We start from the raw sequence: 25,681 nt of genomic DNA on the forward strand, positions 1-25,681 counted from the left end.
CCGGCCAGGCGTGACGACCGCTGGATAGGTGCGATGCCGACCGAAGGGCCGGGTGGGGCGGAGCCGCCGTAGTACTCCGGGCCGGGGAAAGCCCGGCACACGGGGAAGGGCGGCAGCGTGTCGGGCGAGGATGCTGACTGCAAGGGACGGAGATACACCGGTGAATACTGGTGTCGTGGCTTGGCCGGATGTGGATTCGGCCGGGTTGGCGGTACGGAGGATGCAGCGCAAGTTGCACCGTTGGGCGAGCGAGGACCCGGCTCGCCGGTTTGATGATCTGTTCAACCTGGTCTATGATCCGGCGTTCCTGGTCGATGCGTTCACGCGTGTTGCCGGAAACAAGGGGGCGAAGACCGCGGGGGTCGACGGGCTGACGGTGGCCGCGGTCGATACCCGCATCGGAGTGGACGTGTTCCTGGGTCAGATCCGGGACTCACTCAAGACGCGTGAGTACCGGCCGTGTCCGGTCCGGCAGGTGATGATCCCCAAGGGCGGCGGCAAGCTGCGCCGGCTGGGGATCCCCACGGTGGCCGACCGGGTGGTCCAGGCCGTCGTCAAGGCGGTGCTCGAACCCATCTTCGAGGCGGACTTCCTGCCGTGCTCGTATGGGTTCCGCCCGAACCGGCGCGCTCAGGACGCGATCGCCGAGATCCACCACTTCACCTCCGCACCCATCAACTACGAGTGGGTGCTGGAGGCCGACATCGCCGCGTGTTTCGATGAGATCGACCACGTCGCGGTGATGGACCGGCTGCGGCGGCGGATCAAGGACAAGCGGCTGGCGAATCTGGTGAAGGCGTTCCTGAAATCCGGGATCTTCACCGATCTCGGGGATCGGGAGGAATCACCGACCGGCACCCCGCAGGGTGGGATCCTCTCGCCGCTGCTGGCGAACATCGCACTCTCAGTGTTGGATGAACACTTCACCCAACACTGGGACCCGGCCACCGGGGCGATGGGCACCCCGGCACGGCGGGCCGCGCGGAAACGTAACGGCAAGGGGAACTGGCGTTTGATCCGGTATGCCGACGACTTCGTGTTGCTGGTCTCCGGGGACCGTCACCACGCCGAAGCGCTCCGGGTCGAGGTGGCGGCCGTGCTCGCCCCACTGGGGCTACGGCTTGCCGAGGAGAAAACCCGGGCGGTGCACATCGACGAGGGCTTCGACTTCCTCGGTTTCCACATCCGGCGGATGCGGAAACGTGGAACGCAGAAGCGCTACGTCTACACCACACCCTCCCGCAAATCAACACAGAAGGTGCGGGACCGGGTGCGAGAGAAAACGAACAAGTCAAACCTGAACACCGACCTGGACGAGCTGCTCTCCGGGCTCAACCAGACGGTGCGAGGGTGGGCGAACTACTTCCGGCACGGGGTGTCCAAAGCGACCTTCAGCGCGGTCGACCACCACACCTGGTGGCGACTGGTCGGGTGGATCCGCCGCAAACACCCCAAGATCAGCTGGAAGGAGATCCGCCGCCGCTTCTGCGATCATGGCTGGCGGATCGCCCACAACGGGGTGGTGTTCACCGGCGCTTCCAGCGTCGCCGTGACCCGCTACCGCTACCGCGGAGCGAACATACCAACCCCGTGGACCCCAGCCCTCACAGGCTGAGCAACGGCCACGACATGCGGAGAGCCGGATGCGGTGAGAGCCGCACGTCCGGTTCGGCGGGCGGGCACGGGAAACGGACCCGGGGCAACCCGGGCACCGCGCCCGTGTCCGACCCAACGCTCATGGCAGTCGCGACAGCGGTGGACGACCGATAGTCGCGATCATCGTCAGCCTTCGTTCCCCGGAGCTTGTGCACGACCTCGTCGGCGGAGGCGGCGAATGCGTCCAGCGGCGGGGAGTGGAAGAACACGATCTCCCGGCCCGCCACGGCGCGGTCTGCATGATCAAGAATCATGGCGAGAAGTGCAACCCCCATGACGCGCTGACTTGCCGCGCGTCGCTCGCGAGCCACACAGCCTGGATGACGACGTACTCATCTTCATGACTCGGGTCGAGCAGCACGCTGATCCGGTCACCGCCATCTGCGAATGCACACTTCGCGCCTGCCGCATTCGCCTCACCGGTCCACAGGTCGCAGGGTCGCTCTCGCCCCACGCCGCGAGGGATTCCCACCCGGTCGACGCCGCCGAAGCTCAGGGTGGTCACTCGCACGGGCACGGTCGGCGTCTGCAGGACCAGTTCTGCCGGCACATCACCTGTCGTCGTCCAGTCGCCTGCTTCCGGTGCGCTCGCCGACATGGATGCGTCGACGGCGCCCCAGTCGACGGCGAGATCCGGGCTCACATTTCACGGCTACCGTAATTCTGAGCATGCTAGTAACTTTAGGCCCGTCCGCAGCTCCCCCCACACGTTCCCAGCCGTACCACCTCAAACGGTATGTCGTCGCGCTCACCTGGTTCGACTCCAGCGGAACAAGTTTACAAAATGACTCAACTCTAGTGTGCACCTGAGCCGAGTTCTTTACTGATGGGTGAGGAATGTCGACGCGCACTCCACACTTCTCGTCCTGAGCGTTGGCAGCGGCCGGTACCGCAACAACGGACACGACGACGAGCCCGAGGGCGGACACCAGGCGGGCGACCGAGAACCGCATGACACCTCCCGTGGTCGGATCGCATCGAACGCTAGGACGCCCTCAGCCCACGGCCGGCTGCTTTCAGTCAATCAGGCTCAGGTTGCAGGCCCGTACACCCGTCCCGAACGCCCGCCACAGTCCTGACCAGGCCAAAATCAGGACAGAACCGTCCATCCAGCCGTTCACTATTGCTAACGCCGCGGGGTAGGACCTCGCACCTCGAAGGCGTCAGCATGCTCGAGCGCCGTGACGATCTCTGCCTCTGCGCCAATGTACGTCAGCCAGTCGTCGCAGTCGGTGATGACGATCCAGCGGTGGTCGAGCGGGAACATCACGTTGGCCGCCTGGTACGCGACCTCGTCGACGGACGCAGCGAAGGCGTCCAGCGGGGAGCGGAAGAACACGACCTCCCGCTGCGTGACCTCACGCCTCGGCGCTCCCGGCGTCTCCGTCAATCTATGCGCCGAGGCCCAACCGGCCCACACGCCACAAACGCCGTCTGTCGCGTCCGTATGTGCCCGCAGCACGGACAGCAGCGCCTCGTGCTGCCGCAGCGGGAGCGTCCCCTGCTCGGGCGGCCAGTTCCAGACGCCCGAGGGATCATCGAAACCATTCTCGAAGTCGTTGACGTGCAGGCCCACCAGCGCATTGAAGTGGGCGGCGCTGTGCACATCGGAGCCATGTGCCCGTGCCACCTCGGCCCAGGTAACCTCACGCACCACCTCGTCGTCCTCGATCCAGTAGGCCGGATGGAGGACCTCCCGCCACGTGAACGCCGTCATTCGCGAATCGAGGTCGTCGAGCGTGGGGCGAGCCTCGGCGAGCACCGAGAGCCACTCGACGTCGTCGGAGGTCGCAGGACTCCAGAGATCGACAGTCACCGTCGCATTCTGGCACTGCACGCCAACCGAAAATCTGCTGCGGCCCGATGATCGCGGGAAGTGGTGGGAGAACGTCAGGTCTGCCGCTCCCCCACCACTCCTGCCGATCACGGCTCGTTCATGAGCTCAGGTGGCGTCGAACTGCGCGAGCAGGTCGCGCTCCGTGCCCCGCTGCACGGGGAGCGCCCCGACGAGCAGGTGCCCCGTCCCGGAGCCGTCGGGCAGCAGCACGGCGAGCACCAGCTCGCCCATCCGCGGCGCCGGGCCGGCCGGGAGGGGGACGTCGGCGCGGGAGCCGTCGCGCAGGTCCCGCAGCGTCAGGCCCTGCCCGGAGCGGATGCCCTCCACCTCGTACACGCTCGGCCTCGCGCCCGCCCACGACGCCGCCAGCTCCGCCTCGTCCGCCGGCAGCAGCGGTCCGCGGTCGGCGAGGAACCACGCGAACCCGCCGTCGTGGGCCAGGACCGCGTCCACGACCTCGGGGCCGTCGGGCTCGTCGACGTCGAGGTCGTCGGCCCACCGGAGGAGCGCCCGGCTCGCCGGGCCGCCTCGGCGCTCCACGTAGCTGCGAGCCTTGTGGTGCAGCCAGTGGACGCGGTCGGCCAGCGGGGCCTGCACCGGCCGGCCGCGGTGGCACTGCTTGTACTTGCGCCCCGACCCGCACCAGCAGGGGTCGTTGCGGCCGGGTTCCGGGCCGGCGGTCGCGAAGGGGGCGACCGCGGCGAGGTCGGGGTGGTCGGCGGGCACGTCGATCGCGTGCCACCGGGCGGCGGCCGCGGCCGCGTCGCCCCGGTCCGACTCGTACCAGGCCAGCCGGTCCTCCACCAGCTCCCAGCCCTCGTCGGCGAGCGCGGCGGCGCGCAGGTGCGACTCGGCGTCCAGCACGCGCCCGTCGCGCTCCGCCACCACCGCTGCGACGTACCGGGCGGCCGCCTCCCGCGGGGAGCGGCCCGCCACGGCCACGAGCCGCTCGGCGAGCGCCACCGCGGCGCGCACCCGTTCCCCGTCGTCGTCGGGTTCGTGCAGCAGCTCCCCGACGACGGCATCGAGCACGTCCGCGTCGGCCAGGAGCGCGAGCGCCGACCGCAGCGCGGCCGGGTCGTCCGGGTCGGCGAGCAGCGCGAACGCCCGGAGCGCGGCCTCCCGCTGCTCCTCGGTCTCGAGGCCCGCCACCAGCCGGAACTCCCGGTCCGCGGCCTCGGCCTCGGCCCATACCGACTCGTCGTGGGCGAACTCCTCGCCGCGGCGCAGCAGACCCGCGGCGGCGGCGAGCTCGGTCAGCGGCGGGCGCGGCTCGGCGAACGCGGCACGGTCCGCGTGCAGGAGGCCGAGGACGAGCAGCTCCGCGGGCACCGGGAGACCCGGCTCAGCCAGCTCGGCCTCGTAGATCGCGCGCAGCGCCGCCACCAGCTCCGGCTCCGCCGCGGGCTCGTGGTCGAGCACCGAGAGCGACACGGCGCCGTCGGCGGTGGCGCGCACGGCGAGGAGCGCGCCCGCCGCGAACTCGGCGAGCCAGCCCGGCGGGCCGCCCCACTGCGCCGGCTCGTCGGCCCCGGTGTCGTCTCCCGCCTCGTCCACGTGCAGGGGCCCGCCCGCGACGCGCGCGTCGGGACAGCGCAGGAACCCGGCGAGGTCGGTGCCGAGGTCGAGGTGCTCGGCGGCGAGCTCGTCGGCGCTGAGCCGGTGGGTCAGCACGATCCCGTCGGTCAGCGCCGGGGCGTGCACGACGACGTCGGGCACGAGTATCACCAGCGGGCCGGCCGGGTCGTCGAGGACGTCGTCCGACACGAGGTCCACGAGCTCCTCGGAGGCGGGGTCGGTCGGGTCGAGGCCGAGGCGCGTGGCGACGAGCCGCGTCAGCTCGGGGAGACCGACCGCCACCCGCTCGCGGGCCACCTCGACGTACGCGGTCCACGCCGCGTCGTACCGGGCCTCCTCCGTGCTCTGCGGAGGCGGTTCGGGGGCGGTGCGGCCGACCAGCAGCCGTTGACGGGACCGTGGCATCAGGCGGCGATCGTAGTGATCGTGCCCGGTGCGACCTCGGTGAACCCCGCGTCGCGGACGGCGACGGCCGCACCGCGCTCGACCGCGGCGCACAGCCGCTCCCACCGCGCGCCGTCGGCGTCCCGCACCGCGAACGCCGGAACCGACGTGAGGCCGTGCGCCGCCGCGTAGAGCATCGAGGCGTGCCCGACCTGGGCCGCGGCCTTCCCGACCGTCATCTCCAACCCGGCGTTCACCCAGATCACGGGCACGCCGGGCGGGGCAGGGCCGGGATCGTCCGGTTCCAGCTCGGTGCCGCCGATCTGCAACCGGGAGACGATCCGCGGGACGTCGTCCACCGGACCCGGCAGGAGCGCGCGGGCCTCGGCGCCACCGACCGACCAGGTGACACCCGGCAGCTCCTGCACCGCCGCCCAGTGGGCGCCCCGGGCGCGCCGTGCGATCTTGCGGATCTGCGTGGAGACCCAGGCCGTGACGGCGTCGTGCCACTCACCGCCCGGCTGCGCGCGTGGGTCGAGGCAGAGCGCGAGCGCGGCGGCGGCCGCGGCCTCCAGCACCGGCGTGCGCGCAGCCGGCGGACGCTCCAGGCGCAGTACGACCGGCATCGCCCGCACCACACCGTCGGACAGGGGCGCGGAGTCCCGCACGTAGCGGTCCGCGAGCGGCGCCAGTACCGGCGCCTCGGCGAGATCGGTCACGGTCGGGGTCAACGCGCCCGGCCGGGTGCCGCTTCCCCGGATCGCGGTCACGCGATGGGGACGCGCCGCAGCACACCCTCGGCGGCGTCGGCGCGCTCCACCTCGTCGCGGGTGATGCCGAGGACGAACAGGACGACGTCCAGGTACGGGTGCGACAGCGCGGTGTCGGCCACCTCCCGCAGCGCCGGCTTGGCGTTGAACGCCACGCCGAGCCCCGCGGTGGACAGCATGTCGATGTCGTTGGCGCCGTCGCCGACCGCGACGCACTGCTCGAGCGGCACGCCGAACTCGTCGGCGAACCGGCGCAGGGCGACGGCCTTGCCCGGCCGGTCCACCACCTCGCCCACGACCCGGCCGGTGAGCCGCCCGTCGACGACCTCCAGCTCGTTGGCCGCGCAGAAGTCGAGCCCGAGCTCGTCGACGAGGCCGGAGATCACGCGCGTGAAGCCGCCGGACACGACGCCGCAGCGGAAGCCGAGCCGCTTGAGGGTGCGGATCGTCGTGCGGGCACCGGGGGTGAGCTCCAGCTCTGCGGCCACCTCGTCGAGCACGCCCTCCGGCAGCCCGGCGAGCACCGCGACGCGGCGGCGCAGCGACTCGGTGAAGTCCAGCTCGCCGCGCATCGCCGCCTCGGTGACCGCGCGGACCTCGGCCTCGGCGCCCGCGCGGGCCGCGAGCATCTCGATGACCTCGCCCTGCACGAGCGTGGAGTCGACGTCGAACACGATCAGCCGCTTGCTGCGCCGGGACAGCCCGGCCCGTTCGACGGCCACGTCGACGCCCGCGTTGCGCGCCACCTCCACGAGCCGCGCGCGCAGGGTGCCGGGCGGGTGGTTCTCGCTGCCGCCGCCCGGCTCCGGCGAGACCAGCAGCTCGAGGCCGGTGACCGGGTAGTCGGCGACGCGGCGGATGGCGTCGATGTTCGCGCCGACGTCGGCGAGCGCCTGCGCCACCGACCCGAACGCGCGCGCCGTGATCGGGCGCCCCAGCACGACGACCACGTGCGTGGAGCGGCGCCGGGCGGCGGGGTCGTCCCGCACCTCGAGCGAGGTGTGCACCTGCATCGAGATGCTCGCCATCGCCTGCTCGACGACCTCCTGCAGCTCCTCGGGATCGTGGTGGGCCACCACCACGACACCGAGGGTGAGCCGGCCGCGGACCACCACCTGCTCGACGTCGACCAGGTCGACCCCGTGGCGGGTCAGCGCCGCGAAGAGCACCGAGCTGACGCCGGGCCGGTCCGGGCCCGTGACCGTGATGAGGACGCTCGTGCCCGAGTCGGTCATGGCGTCGGCCGTCAGCGCGACTTCGGGTCGTCGTTCGGCTGCGTCTCCCGGCCGGTGGACTGGGCCGCCACCTCGTACGGGGACGGCTTGCCACCGATGTGCGCCTCGTGGCGGAAGCGCTCCACCAGGTGCGGGTAGTGCAGCTCGAACGCCGGGCGCTCCGAGCGGATGCGCGGCAGCTCGGTGAAGTTGTGCCGCGGCGGCGGGCACGACGTGGCCCACTCCAGGGAGTTGCCGAAGCCCCACGGGTCGTCGACGGTGACCACGCGCCCGTAGCGGTAGCTGCGGAAGACGTTCCAGATGAACGGCAGCGTGGACGCGCCGAGCACGAACGCCCCGATCGAGGAGATCGCGTTCAGCATCGTGAAGCCGTCGATCGGCAGGTAGTCGGCGTAGCGGCGCGGGAAGCCCTCGTTGCCCAGCCAGTGCTGCACCAGGAACGTCAGGTGGAAGCCGATGAACGTGAGCCAGAAGTGGACCTTGCCCAGCGTCTCGTCCATCATCCGGCCGGTCATCTTCGGGAACCAGAAGTAGATGCCGGCGTAGGTGGCGAACACGATCGTGCCGAACAGCACGTAGTGGAAGTGCGCCACCACGAAGTAGGTGTCGGAGACGTGGAAGTCCAGCGGCGGGGACGCCAGCAGGATGCCGGTGAGGCCGCCGAACAGGAACGTGACCAGGAAGCCGATGCCGAACAGGTTCGGGCTCTCGAACGTGATCTGGCCCTTCCACAGCGTGCCGATCCAGTTGACGAACTTGACGCCCGTCGGCACCGCGATGAGGAAGGTGGTGAAGGAGAAGAAGGCCAGCAGCACCGCGCCGGTGGCGTACATGTGGTGGGCCCACACGGCCACGGACAGCGCCGCGATCGCGATCGTCGCGTAGATCAGGCTCTTGTAGCCGAAGATCGGCTTGCGGGCGAAGACCGGGAAGATCTCCGAGACGATGCCGAAGAACGGCAGCGCCACGATGTAGACCTCGGGGTGGCCGAAGAACCAGAACAGGTGCTGCCACAGGATCACGCCGCCGTTGGCGGGGTCGAACACGTGGGCGCCGAGGTGCCGGTCGGCCAGCAGGCCCAGCAGCGCCGCGGTGAGCACCGGGAAGGCGATGAGGATGAGGATCGCCGTCACGAGGATGTTCCACGTGAAGATCGGCATCCGGAACATCGTCATGCCCGGGGCGCGCATGCAGACGATCGTGGTGATGAAGTTGACGCCACCGAGGATCGTGCCGAGACCCGAGACCACCAGCCCGGAGATCCACAGGTCCGCGCCCGCGCCCGGCGAGCGCATGCCGTCCGACAGCGGGGTGTAGGCGAACCAGCCGAAGTCGGCCGCGCCGCCCGGGGTGAGGAAGCCGGACAGGACCGTCAGGCCGCCGAACAGGAACAGCCAGTAGGAGAAGGCGTTCAGCCGCGGGAACGCGACGTCGGGGGCACCGATCTGCAGCGGCACGATGTAGTTCGCGAAGCCGAACAGGATCGGCGTGGCGTAGAGCAGCAGCATGATCGTGCCGTGCATGGTGAACAGCTGGTTGTACTGCTCGTTGGACAGGAACTGCTGTCCCGGCACCGCCAGCTCGCCGCGCATGAGCAGCGCCATCGCGCCCCCGGCGAGGAAGAAGCCGAACGACGTGACCAGGTACAGGATCGCGATGTCCTTGGGGTCTGTCGTCCGCAGCATCTTCAGCAGCGTGGATCCCTTGACCGACTGGCGCGCCGGGTACTGCGGCGCGATCGGCTTGGGGGCGACGGCTGTCACTCTGCCTCCTGAACTACGTGGCCGCTGGCTCTGCACGGCCCGCTGGCCCTCAGGCCCGTGGTGGTGGTGCACGGGCGTCCTAGCCCATCCGGGATCGTAGCTCTACCCGACGTCGAAGACGGGAGGGGGTTCGCCACACCTGGCCGCGGCAGGCCGAGGTGCCCCCGGTGGCTTGATCAGCGGTTCGGCGCGTTCGCGGGTCGGATCCCTGTCGCTCTCCCACCACTCCTGCTGATCATGGCCGTTTCCGCGTTCCGCTGAACGCGCCCGTCCACGACCCGGTCGACGTCAGGGGTCTCCGACCGCGGTCGCAGACCCATGGTGTCGACAGGGTCATGAGTTCCCTTCCGCGGGCGCGCCGTTCCCGGCTCGAGACCGCTGCTCCTGCCTCGGCCCAGGGTCTCCGCCGCAGTCGGCGCCTTCCCCCTGCCCCGCCTGTCGCGAGGTGGCCGGGTTGGTGCAACTGCCGAATATCGTGGCTGGGTAGACGGCCGTACCCGACATGGCCCAGGCCGGTTCTGGACAGCGCCGTGACGAACGGCACTTTCGTCGGCTAGGTACCGACGAGAGTGCCGTTCGTTCGGGTGGGAGCCTGACGATTGGGCAACATGCTCGGATCCGCCCGTTCTCGCGCCGACACGCTGATCATGGGCGTCGGAACCGCCTCCGGCGAGGCGGGCGGGGAGGATCCACCGTCATGGGAGGCGCGAACGTCGTCATCGGGCCCGCGCTCGCCGTGGCCGCCGTCGCCGCGGTGCTGCTCGCGGCCGTGGTCGGTCGCGCGGCCGGGCTGGGCACCGCACGGGCCGCCGCACTGGCCGCCGTCCGCGCCGTCGTCCAGCTCGGGGCGGTGTCGCTCCTGCTGGGGGCCATCATCGGGTCGCTGGCCGCGAGCGCGGCCTTGGTGGCGGTGATGATGGGGGTGGCCGCGTGGACCTCCGCCCGCCGGGTCACCGGCCACTCGGTGCTCACCGAGCGCAGCGGCGCGTGGGTCCTGCTGCCGATCGGGCTGGCCCCGCTCCCGGTGGTCGCGGCCCTCGTGGCGGGCGGCGTCGTGCCACCCGTCGGAGTCGCGGTCATCCCGATGGCCGGGATCCTGATCGGCGGCACGATGACGGCCACCTCGCTGGCTGGCCGCCGCGCCCTCGACGAGCTGCGCAGCCGCCGCGGCGAGGTCGAGGCCGCGCTGTCGCTGGGCTTCCTCCCCCGCGACGCCGCCGTGGAGATCGCCCGGCCCACGGGGGCCCAGGCCCTCGTGCCCCCGCTGGACCAGACCCGCACCGTCGGGCTGGTCACCCTGCCGGGCGCGTTCGTCGGCATGCTGCTGGGCGGCGCGACGCCGATCGAGGCCGGCGCCGTGCAGCTGCTGGTGCTGCTCCTGCTGCTCGCCGTGGAGTCGGTCGCGGTCGCGGTGACCCTCGAGCTGGTGTGCCGGGGCCGGATCCGGCGACCGGCCGTCAGCGCAGCGGGGTGAACAGCTCCTCGAACAGCTCCGGCGCCGCGGCCCCGCTCGGTGCCTGGTCGACGATGTAGAACTCGGTGCCCATGCCCATCGCGAACAGCGGATCCGGCATGGTGATCAGGAAGTGCTCGGGTGACATCTGGCTGGCGTGCGCCCGCATCGACGCCTTCTTCTGCTCCACGTAGTCGACGGCGTCGACGCGGTGCGTGATCTCCGCCTCCGGCTTGCCGAAGGTCGGCTGGTCGAAGTCCGGGGCCTTCCAGCCCTCGGGCAGCTGCCCGGACTCGGCCATCCCCCGCATGCCGCGGACCATCCAGTCGCGGTTGATCGTGCCCTGCGCCACGACCGGCACGGCCGACAGCTCGGCGGCCCGCCGGCCGACGCGGTGGACCTGGATGTGGTCGGGGTGGCCGTAGCCGCCGTTGTCGTCGTAGATCGTGAGGATGTCGGGCTCCTCCTCGTCCAGGATCACGGCGAGGCGGCGGGCGGCGTGCGCGACGTCGGCCTGCCAGAAGCAGAACGGCGCGTTGTTGCTGGCCTCGCCCATCATCCCGGAGTCGGTGTAGCCGAGGAACTCGACGCGCTTCGCCCCGATCGCGGCGGCGGAGGCGTAGCACTCGGCGGAGCGGCGCATCGCCAGCTGCTCGCCGGGCTCGAGCACGCCGGGAACGGGTTCGCCCAGCTCGCCGCGGGTGGCGAAGACCAGGACGACGCGGTGGCCCTCGGCGGCGGCGCGCGCCAGGGTGCCGGCCGCGCCGATCGACTCGTCGTCGGGGTGCGCGTGGAAGGAGACGATGGTGCCCACGGCGCAAGATTACGCAGCGGCGCGCGCAGGATGTCGTCAGCCGAGGTAGGCGGCCAACGCGCCGCGGCTGCGCCGCATCGCGTCGATCCGGGCATCCAGCTCCGCCAGCTCACGGCGCAGGGTGCGCACCAGCTCCGGGCAGAGATCGATCTCGAGCGCCTCGGCGCCGTCGACGCAGGGCAACACCGTGCGGATCACGTCGGTCGACAGGCCCGCGGCGAGCAACGCCCGGATGCGGGCGACGACGCGCACGGACTCGGTGGTGTAGCGGCGGTAGCCGTTCGCGTCCCGCTCGGCGCGCAGCAGCCCCTGCTCCTCGTAGTACCGCAGCGACCGCTGGCTCGCCCCCGTCCGCCCGGCCAGCTCCCCGATCAGCACCGTGATCCACCCCACCGCCGTTTGACCCTGACACCGGTGTGAAACCCCAACATCGCGGCATGGCTGAGCATTTCGCACACATCGTTCGGGGTTCCGGCCCCGGCATCCTCCTCGCGCACGGCGGGGGCGGCAGCATCGCGGGCAACTTCGGATCGATCCTCGACGACCTGGCCGGCACGCACACCGTGGTCGGGCCGGACTACCCCGGCTCAGGCGCCACCCCGCGAAACCCCGAAGGCCTGGATCTCGACGACGTGGCCGACGAGCTGGTGCGGACCGCTGTGGACGCCGGCGTCGAGCGCTTCACCGTGCTGGCCTACTCGGTGGGCACCGCCGTCGCCGTGCGGATCGCCACGCGGCACCCGGAGCGGGTCGCAGGGCTGGTCCTCACCGCCGGATTCGCGTACCCGGACAACCGGATCCGGCTGGCGGTGCAGATCTGGCGCGCCCTGCTCGACGGCGGCGACCGGCGGTTGCTCGCCCGGTTCCTCACGCTCGTCGGCACCGGCGAGCGACACCTGAACGCACTGACGCCCGATGCGGTGGAGGCGTCGGTCGCCGGGCTCGCGGACTTCATCCCGGCGGGGAGCCCGGAGCACGTGGACCTCGTGACGAGCGTCGACACCCGCGCCGAGCTGCCCCGGATCTCCGTGCCGACGCTCGTGGTGGCCACGACCGAGGACGGTCTGGCCGGACCGAACCTGTCACGGGAGCTGGCCACCGGCATCCCGGGCGCCGAGCTCGTGGAGATCGCCGCCGGGCACGGCGTCGCGGTGGAGGCCCGCGACGAGTGGCTCGCCGCGATCCGGTCCTTCCTCGCCCGGGTGGTGTGAGCCGCGTGGACGTCGAGGTGGTGCTTCCCGACGAGTCGCCCGCGATGGCCCCGGAGACGCTCGTGACGCTGGCCGAGGAGGCGGAGAGGCTCGGCTACCGCACCGCCTACCTGCCCGACCACCTGCTCCCACCCGCGGCGTACGGCGACACCTACGGCGGGGTCTACGAGCCGCTGGTCACGCTCGCCCACCTCGCGGCCCGGACGTCGACGATCCGGCTCGGCACGTCCGTGCTGGTCCTGCCCATGCGCAGCCCGTTCGTCGTGGCCAAGCAGGTGGCGACGCTCGACCGGCTCTCCGGCGGGCGGACGGTGCTCGGGGTCGGCGTGGGATGGGACGCGGAGGAGTTCGCCGCGGTCGGCGCCGACTTCGCCTCCCGCGGGGCCCGCACCGACGAGGACATCCGGCTGCTGCGCCACCTGTTCCGCGGCGGCGGCCCGTTCCGGGGCCGGTTCCGCGACGTGGCGCGGGGCGTCTTCGCTCCGGTGCCCGAGCGCCCGATTCCGATCATGGTAGGGGGTCGAGCGGGGCCGCGCTGCGGCGCACCGCCGAGCTGGCCGACGAGTGGCAGGGCTTGGGCCTCGCGCCGGCGGACTTCGCCCGCTGCGTCGCTCGCCTGCGCGCCCTGACCGACCGCCGGATCCGGGTCGGCAGCCGCATCGCGTGGCGCGGCGGGCGCGCGGGGCCGGGCGCCGCCGTGCGGGAGGCCCACGCCCTCGCCGAGGCAGGCGCCGACGCCGTCGCCGTCTGGTTCGGGGAGGCGGACGGCGCCGCCGAGCGGATGGCGGAGTTCGCCGCGGCCGTCCGGGCGTGACGGCGGGACGCCGTCGTCGAACCCCCGTGCGCGTCCCCGGGTACGGCTAGGCTGCACCCACTCGGCCGGGGGGTGAGGCGTGGGAGTCGCGCATGTCGCGGAACGGCCCGTCGTGCGGCCCGCGGTGGGGCCGCGTTCGTGGCGCGACCTCGTGCTCGGCGGCGCCACACCCCAGCGGCTGGGCAGGCTCAGCGCACTCCTCGTCGTGGGCTGTCTGCTGACGGCGCTGGTGAGCGCGATGTCCGGCTGGGCCCGCGCCGACGCGGTGGGGGCGGGCGGCACCCGGCTCGCGGCCCTGGACACCGACGCGGGGCAGCTGTACCGCTCGCTCAACGAGGCCGAGGCCATGGCGACGAGCGGGTTCGCCGCGGAGGGGCCGGTGCCACGCTCGGTGCGCGCCCGCTACGAGGACCACGTCGCCCGGGCCACCCAGCGCCTGGTCCACGCCGCCGGCCTGCTCCCGCCCGGCGGGCACGACGCGGCGCTGATCGAGCGGGTGGCGAGCCGTTTGCCCCGCTACACCGCCCTGGTGGAGGCCGCCATCACGCGGCGGGACGAGGGCTCACCCCGCGCGCAGGAACCGCTGGACCAGGCGTCGGCGCTGATGCGCGACAGCATCCTCCCCGCGGCCGACGAGCTGCGCCGCGGCCGCGAGGCCGCCCTCGCCGCGAACTACCGCCGGGCGAGCGAGTTCCCCCTCACCGTCGTGCTCGTCGGCGCGATCACCCTCGTCGGCCTCGGCTACGCGGCGGTGCGGGAACGGCGGCGCACCAACCGGATCCTGAACCCCGGTCTCGTCGCCGCGGCCGTGCTGCTGGCGGTCGCGCCGGCCTGGTGGCTGGTCGCCACCGTCGCCGCCGACGATCGGTTGGACGCGGCCCGCGGGCACAACGCGGTGGCCGCGGCGTTGGACGAGGCCCGTGTCACCGTCCTGCAGGCGCGGGCGTCCGAGACGCTGGCCCGCGTCGACGGCGGCACCGGTGCGGAGTTCACCGACCGGATCGAGCGGCTGCTCGGCGGCGACGGGTTGCTCGACACGGCCGGGAACCAGACCACGGACGCCACCGCGGCGTCGGGCATCGCGACGATCAGGGCCGCGGCCGTGGAGTGGCGCGACGGCGTGCGCGCCGGCGCGGCACCCGACGAGACGCGCAGTGCGTTCGACCGACTGACCGCCGCGCTGGCCGACGTCATCGGCGCCGAACGCACCGACCTCGCGGGCGAGATCCGCGCCGCGGACGCGGTGCTGCGCGGCACGGCGATCGGGCCGGCCGCGGTGGCACTGCTGGCGGCGGCCGCCGCGGCGTTCGGGATCGGCAGGCGGATCCGGGAGTACCGATGACGGGACACGGCGCAACGGGGCGGGGAGCAACGGGGCGGGGACCAACCGGGCGGCACAGCTGGTCCCGCCGCGGGTTCCTGCGCCTCGGCGCGGCGCTCGGCGCGGGCGCGCTGTCCGGCGGGTGCGCGTCCGCCGCGTCCGCGGGCTCGTACGCCGTGGGCGGCTCGACGCTGGCGCGGGCCCGCGAGGCGGGCGTCATCTCGATCGGCATCGCCAACGAGGCGCCCTACGGCTACACCGGCCCGGACGGCACCGTCACCGGGGAGGCGGTCGAAGTGGCCCGCGCGGTGTTCACCGATCTGGGCGTCCCCGCGGTCCGGCCGGTCACGGTCGACTTCGGCGAGCTCATCCCCGGGCTGACGCTGGCGAGGCAGTTCGACGTCGTCACGGCCGGCATGTTCGTCACGGCGCAGCGGTGCGAGGCCGTCGCGTTCTCCGTGCCGGACTACACGGCCCCCACCGCGTTCCTGGTCCCCCGGGGCAACCCGCGCGGCGTCGCGACGTTCGACCAGGTCCGGGAGCAGGACCTGCGGGTCGCGGTGCTCGGTGGCGCGGTCGAGTACCGCTACGCGCTCGACAGCGGCGTGTCCGAGGCGCGGGTCCTGCCGCTCGCCGACCAGCAGGCACTGCTGCTCGCCGTCGAGGCAGGCCGCGCCGACTGCGCGGCGCTCACCAACATCTCGCTCAACAACGTCGTGGCCGCCAACCCGGACACCGCTGTCGAGGTCACGCCCGGGTTCTTCCCGGTGATCGGGGGCCGCGAGGTCGTCTCCGCCGGGGCGTTCGCGCTGCGGCCCGGGGAGGACGACCTCCTCGAGGCGATGAACGCCCGGTTGCGGGCCATGCAGCAGTCCGGGGAGTGGCTGCGCATAGCCCAACCGTTCGGCTTCGGCCCGGACAACGTCCCCGGCGAGGACGTGACGACCGAGGGCCTCTGCGCCGGATGACCCAGACCGCACCTTGGAGCCATACTGCTGCTCCTGGGCCCGAAAAACAGCAGTAGGGCTCCAAGGTGCTCGGGGCGTGATCGCTAGCGTGGCGCGCTCACCGTGATCGTCGTCCACGCCCCCAGCCGGATGCGGTCGCCCGGCGTCAGCGGGACCGGGCGGTTCGGCGCGATCGGGTCGGCGGCATCGTTCAGCACGGTGCCGTTGGTCGACTCCAGGTCGACGAGCTGCCATCCCCCGTCCGGCTGCGCCAGCAGCAGTGCGTGCAGCGTGGAGACCCCGGGGTCCAGCGGGGGCCCGGACAGGTCGATCTCGGGCTCCACGCCGCGTGAGCGGCTGCGGCGCCCGATCGCCAGCTGCGCCCCGGACAGCACGAACCGGCGCTCCGGGCAGTAGGGCGGGAACTCCAGCGCCGCAGCCCCGGCGCCGCCGCGGGCGCGGACCCGGTCGAACCACTCGCGGTCGGCCCGCACGACCGCGGTCCAGGGTGGCGCGGCGGGGTCGGTCGGCGGCGCCGGCGCTCCCGGCGCCGCGGGCACGGGGCGTTCCGCGTCGTGCCCGCAGACCTCGCAGAAGCGGCCGTCGCGCGGCTCGCCGCACGCGGGGCAGCGCTTCTCGGCGGGCGGGACCGCACCGAGCGCGGCCGTGGCGGCGGGATCGCCACCGCTCGCGGCGCCCATCGGTGCGCCGCACTCGTCGCAGTAGTCGGTGGTGGCCGAGTCGTGCCCGGCCGGGCAGGTCGGCACGGGTCAGGCCCCCTGCTCGCCGCCGCGGACGCGGACGGTCTTGGTCGAGCGGGTGTCGAGGGTCATCACGCCCGCCTCGGTGGCCTCGTCGCGCAGCCGCACGGTGCCCGACGGCGCGTCGATCACCTCGACCACCTCCTCCAACAACCGGGCCGTGTCGTCGTTCCCGGACGCCGCGGCCAGCGCGACCGCCCGCCCCAGCCGGGCCGTCGCCGTGGACCGGTCCCCCGCCTGGTGCGCGGCCACGCCTTCCTGGATCGCCTCGGCCAGCTCGGCCTGGCCGGTGTAGTGCGCGACACCGCGGGCGATCCGGCTGGACAGCGCCGCGTCGTCGGTCCACACCGCGCGCACGAGCCCCTGCCCGAGCACCTCGTCGGAGCCGGAGCGCAGCAGGCTCGCGCGGGTGGCCAGCACCTCGTCCCCGACCGCGCCGGGAGCGACCTCGACCTGGACGTGGTACTCGCGGCTCTCCGCGCCCCAGGCCCCCAGCGGGTAGTCCCCGGTGAGAGCGCCGGACGGGCTGCGCCGGTCGGTGAGGTCCTCGACCGTGGGGCTCACCTGCTTGACGAACCGCACGCTCGCCCCGCGCGGGGTCCACAGCCGCAGGGCGACGTCGGCGACGCCCTTGCCCATCGCCGCGCCCATGACCGCCTGGAAGTCGGCGGCCAGGTGCGCCGGGTCGGCCACGATGTCGATCGTGCCGAGCAGCGCCGAGGCGATCCGCCGCAGCTCGACGACGCGCCAGTCGGTGCCCACGCCCCGGCAGTCGCAGGTGAACCGGCCCAGCGCCCCGTCCAGCCCGCGTGCGAAGTCGTCCTCCTCCTCGCCGTTCTGACCGTCGGTGAGCAGGATCGCGTGCCTGATCGAGCCCGGGTGCGCGTCGGCCGTGCGCGCCGCGAGCGTGAGCCAGGCGCCGATCGCGGTGCCACCGTCCGCGCGCAGCGTGGCGACCTGCGCCGCCGCCTCGGCGCGGGTGGCGGCGTCGGCCGTCGCGGTGCCGGGACGCGGCGGGTAGATCTGCGTGGCGAAGTGGGTGCCGGCGATCACCGTGAACGACACGCCGTCGCGCAGCGCGTCGATCGCGGCGATCGTGGCCTGCCGCGCGTACCGGATCTTCTGCCCGGTCATCGACGTCGAGCAGTCCACGATGATCATTTCGAGGACGTCGGACGCGGGCGCGGGGCCGGTGATCCCGCCGCCCGCCGTCACCGTGAGGATCGCGTCGACCTGGGTGCCGCCCGCGGGCAGGTGGATGTTCTGGTCGACCTCGACGGTGAATCCCGGCGCGTCGGTCATCACGAGCTCCTCTCGGTGCGGGGGCGGACGGGAACGACGACCACGGTGATGTTGTCGCGGCCGCCCGCGTCCAGGGCGACGGCGGTGAGCGCGGTGGCGGCGGCGAGGGGCCCCGCACCGTCGAGCACGGGCAGGGCGAGCGCGGCGAGGTCCGCCGCGTCGGGCAGGTAGTTCCAGAGCCCGTCGGAGCACAGCAGCAGCGCGCCGGGCCCGGCGGGCCGCAGCGTGACGAGGTCGGGTTCGGGCTCGCCGTCGGCGCCGAGCCAGCGCGTGATCGCGTGGGCAAGCGGGTGGTGCGCGGCCTCGGCGGGGTCGAGCTCGCCCCTCGCGACCTTCTCCCCAGCCCAGGCGTGGTCCCGGGTCAGCAGCCGCGCCGGTTCGCCCGCCTGCGTGGCGGCGAGCCAGTAGGCCCGGCTGTCCCCCACCCACCCGATGGTGATCTCGGGCCCGTCCGACTCGGGCCCATGGACAAGGGCGCAGACGAGCGTGCACGACGGCGGCTCGGCACCGGGGGGCGCCGGGAGCCCGGCCACCGCGGCGGCGGCCGCGGCCACCGCGGCCCGCACCCGTTCCGCCGCCGGCCGCGTGTCGTCGCAGGCCAGCAACGCCTCCAAGGCCGTGTCGGCGGCGGCGCGGGAGGCCAGTTCGGGCCGGTGCACGCTGGAGACGCCGTCGCAGACGACCGCCGCCGTCGGCCCGTCGCGGAGCCGCCCCACCGCCACGGCGTCCTCGTTGCGGGCGTGCACCAGCCCCCGGTCGCTGACGCCCGCGAGCACCTCGAGGTCGAGCTCCACGCGCTCCGTGCCGTCGCGGCGGCGCAGCCCGCAGCCCTGGCAGTACTCGTCCTCCGACGCGGGCTCGCCGCACCCGGCGCAGGCCACCGGGGACGCCGCAGGCGCCGTGCTGCCGGTACGGCGCAGCAGGTCGGTGCCGCACGCTTCGCAGAACCGGTCCTCGGGCCCCACCGGCTCACCGCACTCGGGACACCCCACCGCTACACCCAGGTGAGCGGGCGCACCGCGTTGGCCCGGTCGACCAGCCCGATGCGTTCCGCCCGGTCCGTGGTGAGCCGCGCCGAGGTGCGCAAGCAGCGCTCGAGCGCGAACCGCAGGTCCCGTTCCCGCCACGGGCACCCGAGGAACGGCGCACCACCCTCGCCGGCCACGGACACCAGCTCCACGGCCGGCACCAGCAGCGACGCCCGCACCTGCAGGTCGGTTGCCGGTGCGAGCGCCAGCCGCTCGACCCGGTCGGCGGCCGACCGCAGCTCGGCCTCCTCCACCTCGGCGGGAGCGCACCCCAGCAGGACGACCTGCACGGCCGCGAGCTGCGCGGCGACGTACCGGCTGGACGTCTCGGGGATCGCGTCGAGCGCGGCGACCGCGCCGGCCCGGTCTCCCGCCCGCGCCAGCACCCGCGCCAGCCCGAAGGCGGCGTCGGCGATGCTCGGGTCCGGGCGGGCGACCAGCCCGTAGTGGTGGCCGGCCACCGCGTCCTGCCCGGCGCACTCGGCGGCGGCGGCCAGCGCCAGCTTCGGCACCATCTCCCCCGGCAGCGTGGCGTAGACGGTGTCGAAGGCCGCGCAGGCCGCGTCGGTCCGGCCGGCCGACAGCGCGATGACACCGCGGAACCACTCCCGCCGCCAGTCGTCGAGGTCGTCGCCGCCGAGCCCGTCGAGCACCTCGGTGGCGGCGTCGGGGTCGCCCGCGCCCAGGTGTGCCCGCAGCAGCATCAGCCGCATCTCGGTGCCCTGCTGCGCGGACGACGCCAGCATGCGCCGCACGTCGTCCAGATCGACGCTCGACGCCGCGACGAGCAGCGAGGAGGCCGGGTCGCCCCCGGCCACGGGATCCGGCAACCGGGCCGCGACCTGCGCCGGCTCCGGGCGGCCCGGCTCGCCCGCGGCGGCGAGCAGGTCGGGGGCGAAGTCCCCGTGCCGCGGCCCGAAGATCGTGGAGGTGCGCGGCGCCGGGTGGCCGCCCTCGGCCGCGAGCACCTCGCGCAGCACCCCGCCCAGCTGGTCGGCCATCTCCTCGGCCGAGCCGAAACGCCGCAGCGGGTCGGGGTCGGTGGCGCGGCGCAGCAGCCGGTGGAACGACTCGTGCCGGGCGAGCACCGGGTTCTCGGAGGGCTCCGGCAGCGGGGTCGGCACGCCGCGCCGCGCCGGGGGGATGCCGAGCGTGAGCACGGCGAGGGTGCGACCGACGGTGTGCACGTCCGAGCTCGGCGACGGGCCCACCGTCGCGATCTCCGGAGCCTGGTAGCCGATGGTGCCGTAGACGGGGCTGCGCTCGTCGTCGAGGCGGATCACCGCGCCCAGGTCGATGAGCTTCAGCTGCCGCTCGTACTGGATCACGTTCTCCGGCTTGAAGTCGCAGTAGGCGAGCCCGCGGGAGTGCAGGAAGCCCAGCGCCGGGAGGATCTCGATCGCGTAGGCGATCGCCTGGGCGACCGGCAGCGGCTCGAGCGTGCCGTCCGGGCGCCGGCGATCCTCGAGCAGCTGCTTGAGCGACACCCCGCCGACGTACTCCATGACGATGTAGCCGACGGGCGTGCCGTCGTCGCCGGGGTGCTGGGCGAAGTTGTGGATCGTGACGATGTCCGGGTGCCGGATCTGGGCGAGGAAGCGCGCCTCCGCGGCCGCGGCGGCCATCGCGTCGGCGTCGCCCGAGTCGAGCAGGCCCTTCAGCACCACCCAGCGGTCGCTCACCTTGCGGTCCAGCGCCAGGTAGATCCAGCCCAGGCCGCCGTGGGCGAGGCAGCCCTGCACCTCGTACTGGCCGTCGACCAGCACGCCGGGCTCGAGCTTCGGGCGGAACGAGAACGGGGCGCCGTCCCGCGGGCAGAACCCCTCGACCCGGCCCGGCCTGCCGTCCTTGCTCCGGCCCACCGGACCGCCGCAGCGGCTGCAGACCCGCTTGTGCTCCGGCACCTGCGGGTCGATGAGCAGGGCGCTGGACGGGTCGACCTGGGGTACCGGGGGCACGTCGACCAGCCCGGCGCCCAGCCGCCCGCCCGCGGAGCTCGACGTGGACGTGCGCCCGGTACCGCGCCGCGACGGCCTGCTCCCGCTCGTGCCGGTGGAGGGCCCGGTGGACGCCGCCGTGCCGGTGGAGGGGCTCCACGCGGCCGTGCCCGATCCCGTGGACGGGCTCCACGCCGCCGTGCCGGGGTCCACCGTGGCGCCGGACGCGCCGCCCGTCGACGCGCCGGCCTGCGCGGGGGCGTGACCGCACTCGTCGCAGTAGCCGTCCTGCAGCGTGCCCGCGCACCCGGGGCGGGCGCAGGGCGCGCCGTCCGCGGCCGTCACGCCGTCCGCCCCTGCCCGGCCACCTGCTGCAGCAGCCGCTGGTAGTCGAGGAGCGCCCGCGTGGCGGCGGCGAGGTCGCAGGGCCTGCTCCACAGCAGCCGCCGGACGTCGCCGTCGATCCGCAGGAGGTCGGGCTCCTCGGCGTGCCCGAGGCGCGTGGCCTTGGCCCGGAACGACTCGAACCGCCCGCGCAGCTCGGCCCGCCGCTCCAGCAGCCCCGCGGCGAGCGCGTGGGCCGCGCGCAGCTCGCGCTCCGCCTCGTCGACGGCGCGGTGCAGCGCGTCGAGGCCCGCGGCCCGCGCGGGCCAGCCGACCGGGCCGGACAACGTCGCGAGCCGCTGCCGCAGCGCCGGCAGCCGGTCGGGAGGGGCGGTCAGCGGCGGGCCCGCGATCCGCTCCGCGGCCAGCGCCCTGGCCTGCCGTTCCTGCTCCCCGAGGTCCGCGAGCATGCCGAGGGCGGCCTCGAGGCCGGCGACGGTGGCGTCCCAGCCGTCCCGGACCGCGGCGATCGCGCCGAGCCGGGCCGACACCTCCGCGATCTCCGCCGCGAGCGCCGCCAGCACCTCGGCGGGTGGCTGGCCCGCGAGCGAGAGCGGATCGGCGGCGCAGGTCCGGTCGAGGTCGTCGACCTTCGCCGTGAGGACGGCCAGCTCGCCCACCCCGGCCCCCAGCTCCGCGGCGAGCGCACGGGCTGCCCCCAGCCGCTCGGCCAGCGGGGCGAGGCCGGTGAGGAAGGCCCCGTGCAGCGCACCGCACGCCTCCACCACCTCGTCGACGACGCGGAACGCAGCCTCCATCCGCGCGCTCAGCTGCTCCAGCGTGAGCGTCTCGACCCGCTCGACGTCGCCGGTGAGCCTGCGCTCGACGACCGTGCGGCCCACCTCGACCGACGGCTCGCGCAGCAGCCGGTGCAGCGCCGCCGGCTCGGCCTCGTCCCGCGCCGCCGCCAGCACTCCTCGGTAGATGGCGAAGTCCTGCCACAGGCGGGCCAGCGCATCGCTCGCCACCGCCCACTGCTGGGCGGTGAGGCCGGTGGGCGTGATGCCGGCCAGCAGGACGTGCCCCGGGCGGCGCTCGAGCTCGACGAGCGCGGTGGCCATGCGCTGTTCGTCGTCGAGGCGGCGCGCGAGCTCCGCGTTCAGGTCGTCGGTCATCCGGTACCGCGCCCCCCGCATCCACCGGTGGCGGAGGGCGGCCCTGCCCGGACGACCCCCCGATCGTCTGTCGGAGAGTAGCGCGTCGTCGAGCGCCGAGGGGTGGATCGCGACCGGCGGCTCACTGCCCCGCCCGCCGTGCGGCGTCCGAGGGCTCGCACACCGATAACGGCGCTCACGCACCGACTGCAGTCGGTGCGTGAGCGCAGAAGTCGATGTGCGACCGGCACGGCGGCAGCGCGGCGGCGCGGCGGCGACGCGGCCTCGCACACCGATTCCGGTGCTCGCACATCGACTGCAGTCGGTGTGTGAGCGCAGAAGTCGGTGTGCGACGGGTGCGGGGTGACCGGAGCCCCGCGGGCTCCCGTCGCTCAGGCCAGGACGCGCGTCAGCGCCGGGCCCACCTCCGCGAGCCGGTGCACCGTCTGCGCGCTCCCGCCCCCACGGGCCGCGAGCGCCGCGGCGGCGGCCTCGGGCTCGGCGCCCCCGAGCGGGACGAGCACGTGCAGCCGGTCGATCCCGCCGAGCGCGCCCGCGGGCTCGCCGCCCGCGGTGGGCAGGCAGTCCGACAGCAGCACGACGAGCCGCTCGTCGGCCACGGCCCCGGCCAGCTGCCGTGACGCCGCCCGCAGGCCGCCCGCGAGGTCGGTGGTGCCGTGGCCGCGCAGCGCGACGAGCTCGGACAGCAGCTCCTCGGGCGGGCGCCGCACGCCCTGCTCCTGCAACACCCGCACGCCCGCCCCGAACGCGAGCACGGCCGGGACGAGCGCGCCCTGCTCGGCGAGCACGACCCCGGCGGCGGCCACGGCGGCCAGGGCGACCGCACGGCCCTGCATGGACCCCGACACGTCGACGAGGAGCGCGACGGCCCGGCGACGGGCCGTCCAGCTGCGCGTGACGAGGTCGGTGGGCCGCCGGGTGGGGCCGGGCTGCCAGCCGTCGAGCGTGCGGTCCAGGTCGAGGTCGCCCTCCCCGCCGCGGGCGGGCGCGAGCCGACGGGTGCCGCGGGCCCGGCTGCGCCCGACCCGTCCGAGCCGCAGGAACACCCGGCCGGCGAGCCGGCGGGCCGCGGCGCGCAGGTCCTCGTCGGTGGCCACGGCGAGGTCGGCGAGCAGCGCGGCCGCGGCCTCGGGGTCGCGGGCGAGCAGCGCGTCGAACGCCGCGGCGTCGAGCGTGCCGGTCTCGGGCGACACCTCGTCGAACGCCGCGTGCTGCGCCGCGAGCTGGGCGCGGCCCTGCGTGCGTCCGGAGCGGTCGCGTCCCGGGCGCGACCGCGGCCGGAAGCCCGCCGGGGAGTCCGGCGGGCCCTCAGCTTTTCCCGGGCCGTCCGGCGGCGCCTCGTCGGTGTCGTCGGTCCAGAGCTCGTCGAGCAGCTCGTCGATCACCGACTCCGGGGTGCGGTCCACCCCGTCGGCGATCCGGATGCGGCCCGACAACGCCGCGTACGCCGCGTCGCGCGCCGTCTCCCGCTCCGGCGTCGGCTCTCCGCGCAGGTCGGCGAGCCCGGTGAGCACCAGCGCGAGGTCGATCGCGCCGCGCACCGACGACCCCATCCGGACGTCGCGGTGCCCGCGCGTGGCCCGGGCCAGCGCCACCGCCAGCGTGACGACCGGGCCGTCCAGGGCGGTGACGGCGCTCGTGATCGCCCGTTCCGCCGGTTCGTCCTGGTAGCCCAGCACGACGCGGCACATCCGGTCGGCGATCGCCTGGCTCACCCTGGCCGTGCCGATCGCGTCGAACGGGTTCATCGCCGCGATCAGCCGGAAGTCCTTGCCGGCGTGCACGGTGCCCAGCCGCGGGACGGCGATCTCGCCCTCGGTGAGCACGGTGATGAGGACGTTGAGCGTCTCCTCGGGGACCCGGTTGAGCTCCTCCAGGTAGAGCAGCCCGCCCTCCCGCATGGCCGTGAGCAGGGGCCCGTCGACGAAGCTCGCCGCGAGGTAGCCCTCCGCCAGCACCTGCGCCGGGTCGTACTGCCCCACCAGCCGCGCGGGCGTCAGCTCCGCGTTGCCCTCGACGAACACGACGCTCTGGCCGGCGTCGCGGGCGATCGCGCGCAACAGCGTGGACTTGCCGGTGCCCGGCGGGCCCTCGATGACCACGTGCCGGCCGGTCGCGAGCGCGACGGTGAGGACCTCGCGCTCGCGACGCAGGCCGACGACGGCGACGTCGGGCCCGGTGCCGATGTTCGCTCCGCCGAGGCTCCGCTCAGCACCGATGCTCGCTCCGCCTGCGCTCCGCTCAGTAGACGATGACGCCACGGATGTTCTTGCCGTCGTGCATGTCCTGGTAGCCCTGCGCGATCTCGTCGAGCGAGTAGGTCTTGGTGACCAGCTCGTCGAGCTTGAGCACGCCGTCGCGGTAGAGCTGCAGCTGGCGCAGGATGTCCCAGTTCGGGTTGGACATGCCGAACATGGCGCCCTGCAGCCGCTTCTGGAACAGCGTCAGCTCGGCGATCGAGATCGGGAGGTTCGACTCCGTCATGTCACCCAACCCGGTCACGACGGCGGTCCCCGCCTTCCGGATAGCCCCGAAGGCCTGCGCGACGTGCTCGGAGGTGGTGACGCCGACGGTGACGATCGCGGAGTCGGCCCCCTGCCCGTTGGTGAACTGCCTGGCGAGCTCGGTGGCCTCGTCCATGGACTCCACCGCGTGCGTGGCGCCGAGCTCCTGCGCCTTCTCCCGCTTGAACGCGACCGGGTCGACGGCGATGATGTTCGACGCGCCGGCGTGCGCGGCGCCCTGCACCGCGTTGATGCCGATCCCGCCGATGCCCATGATGATCACGGTGTGGCCGGGCTGCACCTGCGCGGCGTTGACCGCGGAGCCCCACCCGGTGCCGACACCGCATCCCACCAGGCAGGCCTTGTCCAACGGGATGTCGTCGGGAACCTTCACCGCGGAGTCCGCGGACACCGTGGTGGTCTGCAGGAACGTCGAGATGCCGCACATCTGGCCCACCGGCTGGCCGCTGTCGGCGAGCTTCACCCGGAAGTCGGTGGGATCACCCCAGCGCGCCCCCGACAGCAAGGTGGCGCCGAGGTCGCAGAGGTTCTGCATGCCCGAGGCACACCAGCGGCAGTGCCCGCAGGCCGGCAGGAACGAGAAGACGACGTGGTCGCCCTCCTTGAGCCCCTTGCCGTTGATGCCCGCCTTCGTGACGATGCCGGCGCCCTCGTGCCCGCCCGCGAACGGGTAGATGCCCGGCTTCATGTCCCCGGTGGCCATGTGGTCGTCGGAGTGGCACAGGCCCGACGCCACCATCTGGACCTGGACCTCGTTCTCACGGGGGTCGTCGATCTCGAGATCCACGACCTCGTACGTGCCCGGTGCCTGCCGGATGATCGCGCCACGCGTCTGCAATGTCTTCT

General features: G+C 73.8%; 23 protein-coding genes. 7 read left to right on the plus strand and 16 right to left on the minus strand.

Going from position 1 to position 25,681, the window contains the following annotated elements:
- The first annotated feature begins 175 nt into the window (after positions 1-175).
- Complete coding sequence (gene ltrA, locus FB558_RS39120) at positions 176-1,615, plus strand: group II intron reverse transcriptase/maturase (RefSeq protein ID WP_211366131.1); 1,440 nt, start codon at positions 176-178, stop codon at positions 1,613-1,615.
- Here ltrA and FB558_RS39125 read toward each other — a convergent pair.
- The 7 genes from FB558_RS39125 to ctaD all read right to left on the minus strand — a co-directional run bounded on the left by FB558_RS39125 (position 1,605) and on the right by ctaD (position 9,223).
- Positions 1,605-1,910: a hypothetical protein gene (locus FB558_RS39125; protein ID WP_142063546.1), complete on the minus strand. Its 306-nt coding sequence runs from the start codon at positions 1,908-1,910 to the stop codon at positions 1,605-1,607. The genes ltrA and FB558_RS39125 overlap by 11 nt on opposite strands.
- Positions 1,907-2,299: a hypothetical protein gene (locus FB558_RS39130; RefSeq protein WP_142063549.1), complete on the minus strand. Its 393-nt coding sequence runs from the start codon at positions 2,297-2,299 to the stop codon at positions 1,907-1,909. The genes FB558_RS39125 and FB558_RS39130 overlap by 4 nt, the downstream gene beginning before the upstream one ends.
- A 483-nt stretch (positions 2,300-2,782) precedes the next feature.
- Positions 2,783-3,472, minus strand: a complete 690-nt coding sequence (locus FB558_RS39135) for a hypothetical protein (RefSeq protein ID WP_142063552.1) — start codon at positions 3,470-3,472, stop codon at positions 2,783-2,785.
- A 126-nt stretch (positions 3,473-3,598) separates the two neighbouring features.
- Positions 3,599-5,476, minus strand: coding sequence for an SEC-C metal-binding domain-containing protein (locus FB558_RS39140; protein ID WP_142063555.1), 1,878 nt, complete (start codon positions 5,474-5,476; stop codon positions 3,599-3,601).
- Positions 5,476-6,174 (minus strand): aminoacyl-tRNA hydrolase, encoded by a 699-nt coding sequence (locus FB558_RS39145; RefSeq protein WP_142063557.1) that lies wholly within the window; start codon positions 6,172-6,174, stop codon positions 5,476-5,478. Before FB558_RS39145 ends, FB558_RS39140 begins: the two co-directional genes overlap by 1 nt.
- A 47-nt stretch (positions 6,175-6,221) precedes the next feature.
- Positions 6,222-7,460, minus strand: coding sequence for a phosphoserine phosphatase SerB (serB, locus tag FB558_RS39150; RefSeq protein ID WP_142063560.1), 1,239 nt, complete (start codon positions 7,458-7,460; stop codon positions 6,222-6,224).
- Positions 7,461-7,471: 11 nt separating this feature from the next.
- Positions 7,472-9,223: an aa3-type cytochrome oxidase subunit I gene (ctaD, locus tag FB558_RS39155; protein WP_142063564.1), complete on the minus strand. Its 1,752-nt coding sequence runs from the start codon at positions 9,221-9,223 to the stop codon at positions 7,472-7,474.
- Between the two features lie 697 nt (positions 9,224-9,920).
- On the opposite strand from ctaD, the gene FB558_RS39160 reads away from it, so the two are divergent.
- Positions 9,921-10,697: an ABC transporter permease gene (locus FB558_RS39160; protein ID WP_211367174.1), complete on the plus strand. Its 777-nt coding sequence runs from the start codon at positions 9,921-9,923 to the stop codon at positions 10,695-10,697.
- On the opposite strand, the gene FB558_RS39165 is transcribed toward FB558_RS39160, so the two are convergent.
- Positions 10,681-11,490: a PIG-L family deacetylase gene (locus tag FB558_RS39165; protein ID WP_142063567.1), complete on the minus strand. Its 810-nt coding sequence runs from the start codon at positions 11,488-11,490 to the stop codon at positions 10,681-10,683. The genes FB558_RS39160 and FB558_RS39165 overlap by 17 nt on opposite strands.
- Before the next feature lie 36 nt (positions 11,491-11,526).
- Positions 11,527-11,868: a MerR family transcriptional regulator gene (locus tag FB558_RS39170; RefSeq protein ID WP_142064330.1), complete on the minus strand. Its 342-nt coding sequence runs from the start codon at positions 11,866-11,868 to the stop codon at positions 11,527-11,529.
- 59 nt (positions 11,869-11,927) lie between these two features.
- On the opposite strand from FB558_RS39170, the gene FB558_RS39175 reads away from it, so the two are divergent.
- The 5 genes from FB558_RS39175 to ehuB all read left to right on the plus strand — a co-directional run bounded on the left by FB558_RS39175 (position 11,928) and on the right by ehuB (position 15,804).
- Positions 11,928-12,701, plus strand: a complete 774-nt coding sequence (locus FB558_RS39175) for an alpha/beta fold hydrolase (RefSeq protein ID WP_142063569.1) — start codon at positions 11,928-11,930, stop codon at positions 12,699-12,701.
- Between the two features lie 5 nt (positions 12,702-12,706).
- The gene (locus tag FB558_RS39180; RefSeq protein WP_246107090.1) at positions 12,707-13,330 is read left to right on the plus strand and encodes a TIGR03619 family F420-dependent LLM class oxidoreductase; all 624 of its coding nucleotides are present in this window, start codon (positions 12,707-12,709) and stop codon (positions 13,328-13,330) included.
- Complete coding sequence (locus FB558_RS45025) at positions 13,276-13,515, plus strand: hypothetical protein (protein ID WP_246107091.1); 240 nt, start codon at positions 13,276-13,278, stop codon at positions 13,513-13,515. Before FB558_RS39180 ends, FB558_RS45025 begins: the two co-directional genes overlap by 55 nt.
- Positions 13,516-13,594: 79 nt before the next feature.
- Positions 13,595-14,857 carry a hypothetical protein gene (locus FB558_RS39185; RefSeq protein WP_142063571.1) on the plus strand — a complete coding sequence of 421 codons (1,263 nt, stop codon included), beginning with the start codon at positions 13,595-13,597 and terminating at the stop codon, positions 14,855-14,857.
- Positions 14,854-15,804: an ectoine/hydroxyectoine ABC transporter substrate-binding protein EhuB gene (ehuB, locus tag FB558_RS39190; RefSeq protein WP_142063575.1), complete on the plus strand. Its 951-nt coding sequence runs from the start codon at positions 14,854-14,856 to the stop codon at positions 15,802-15,804. Before FB558_RS39185 ends, ehuB begins: the two co-directional genes overlap by 4 nt.
- Positions 15,805-15,887: 83 nt before the next feature.
- Here the strand turns inward: ehuB and FB558_RS39195 are convergent, their stop codons facing one another.
- From FB558_RS39195 to FB558_RS39225, 7 genes are all read right to left on the minus strand, one after another.
- A complete protein-coding gene (locus tag FB558_RS39195; protein WP_142063578.1) occupies positions 15,888-16,550 on the minus strand; it encodes an FHA domain-containing protein in 663 nt (220 codons plus the stop codon).
- A 3-nt stretch (positions 16,551-16,553) separates the two neighbouring features.
- Positions 16,554-17,846, minus strand: a complete 1,293-nt coding sequence (locus FB558_RS39200; protein ID WP_142063581.1) for a VWA domain-containing protein — start codon at positions 17,844-17,846, stop codon at positions 16,554-16,556.
- Positions 17,846-18,838 carry a PP2C family protein-serine/threonine phosphatase gene (locus FB558_RS39205; RefSeq protein WP_211367175.1) on the minus strand — a complete coding sequence of 331 codons (993 nt, stop codon included), beginning with the start codon at positions 18,836-18,838 and terminating at the stop codon, positions 17,846-17,848. Before FB558_RS39205 ends, FB558_RS39200 begins: the two co-directional genes overlap by 1 nt.
- Before the next feature lie 2 nt (positions 18,839-18,840).
- Positions 18,841-21,156, minus strand: coding sequence for a serine/threonine-protein kinase (locus FB558_RS39210; protein ID WP_142063584.1), 2,316 nt, complete (start codon positions 21,154-21,156; stop codon positions 18,841-18,843).
- On the minus strand, positions 21,153-22,310 hold the full coding sequence (locus FB558_RS39215) for a hypothetical protein (protein WP_142063586.1): 1,158 nt from the start codon (positions 22,308-22,310) through the stop codon (positions 21,153-21,155). Before FB558_RS39215 ends, FB558_RS39210 begins: the two co-directional genes overlap by 4 nt.
- Positions 22,311-22,681: 371 nt before the next feature.
- On the minus strand, positions 22,682-24,571 hold the full coding sequence (locus FB558_RS39220; protein ID WP_142063589.1) for an AAA family ATPase: 1,890 nt from the start codon (positions 24,569-24,571) through the stop codon (positions 22,682-22,684).
- Complete coding sequence (locus tag FB558_RS39225; protein WP_142063592.1) at positions 24,552-25,673, minus strand: NDMA-dependent alcohol dehydrogenase; 1,122 nt, start codon at positions 25,671-25,673, stop codon at positions 24,552-24,554. Before FB558_RS39225 ends, FB558_RS39220 begins: the two co-directional genes overlap by 20 nt.
- Positions 25,674-25,681 lie beyond the last annotated feature (8 nt).

The sequence above is a fragment of the Pseudonocardia kunmingensis genome (assembly GCF_006716445.1).
In the GTDB taxonomy this organism is placed as follows: Bacteria; Actinomycetota; Actinomycetes; order Mycobacteriales; family Pseudonocardiaceae; genus Pseudonocardia; species Pseudonocardia kunmingensis.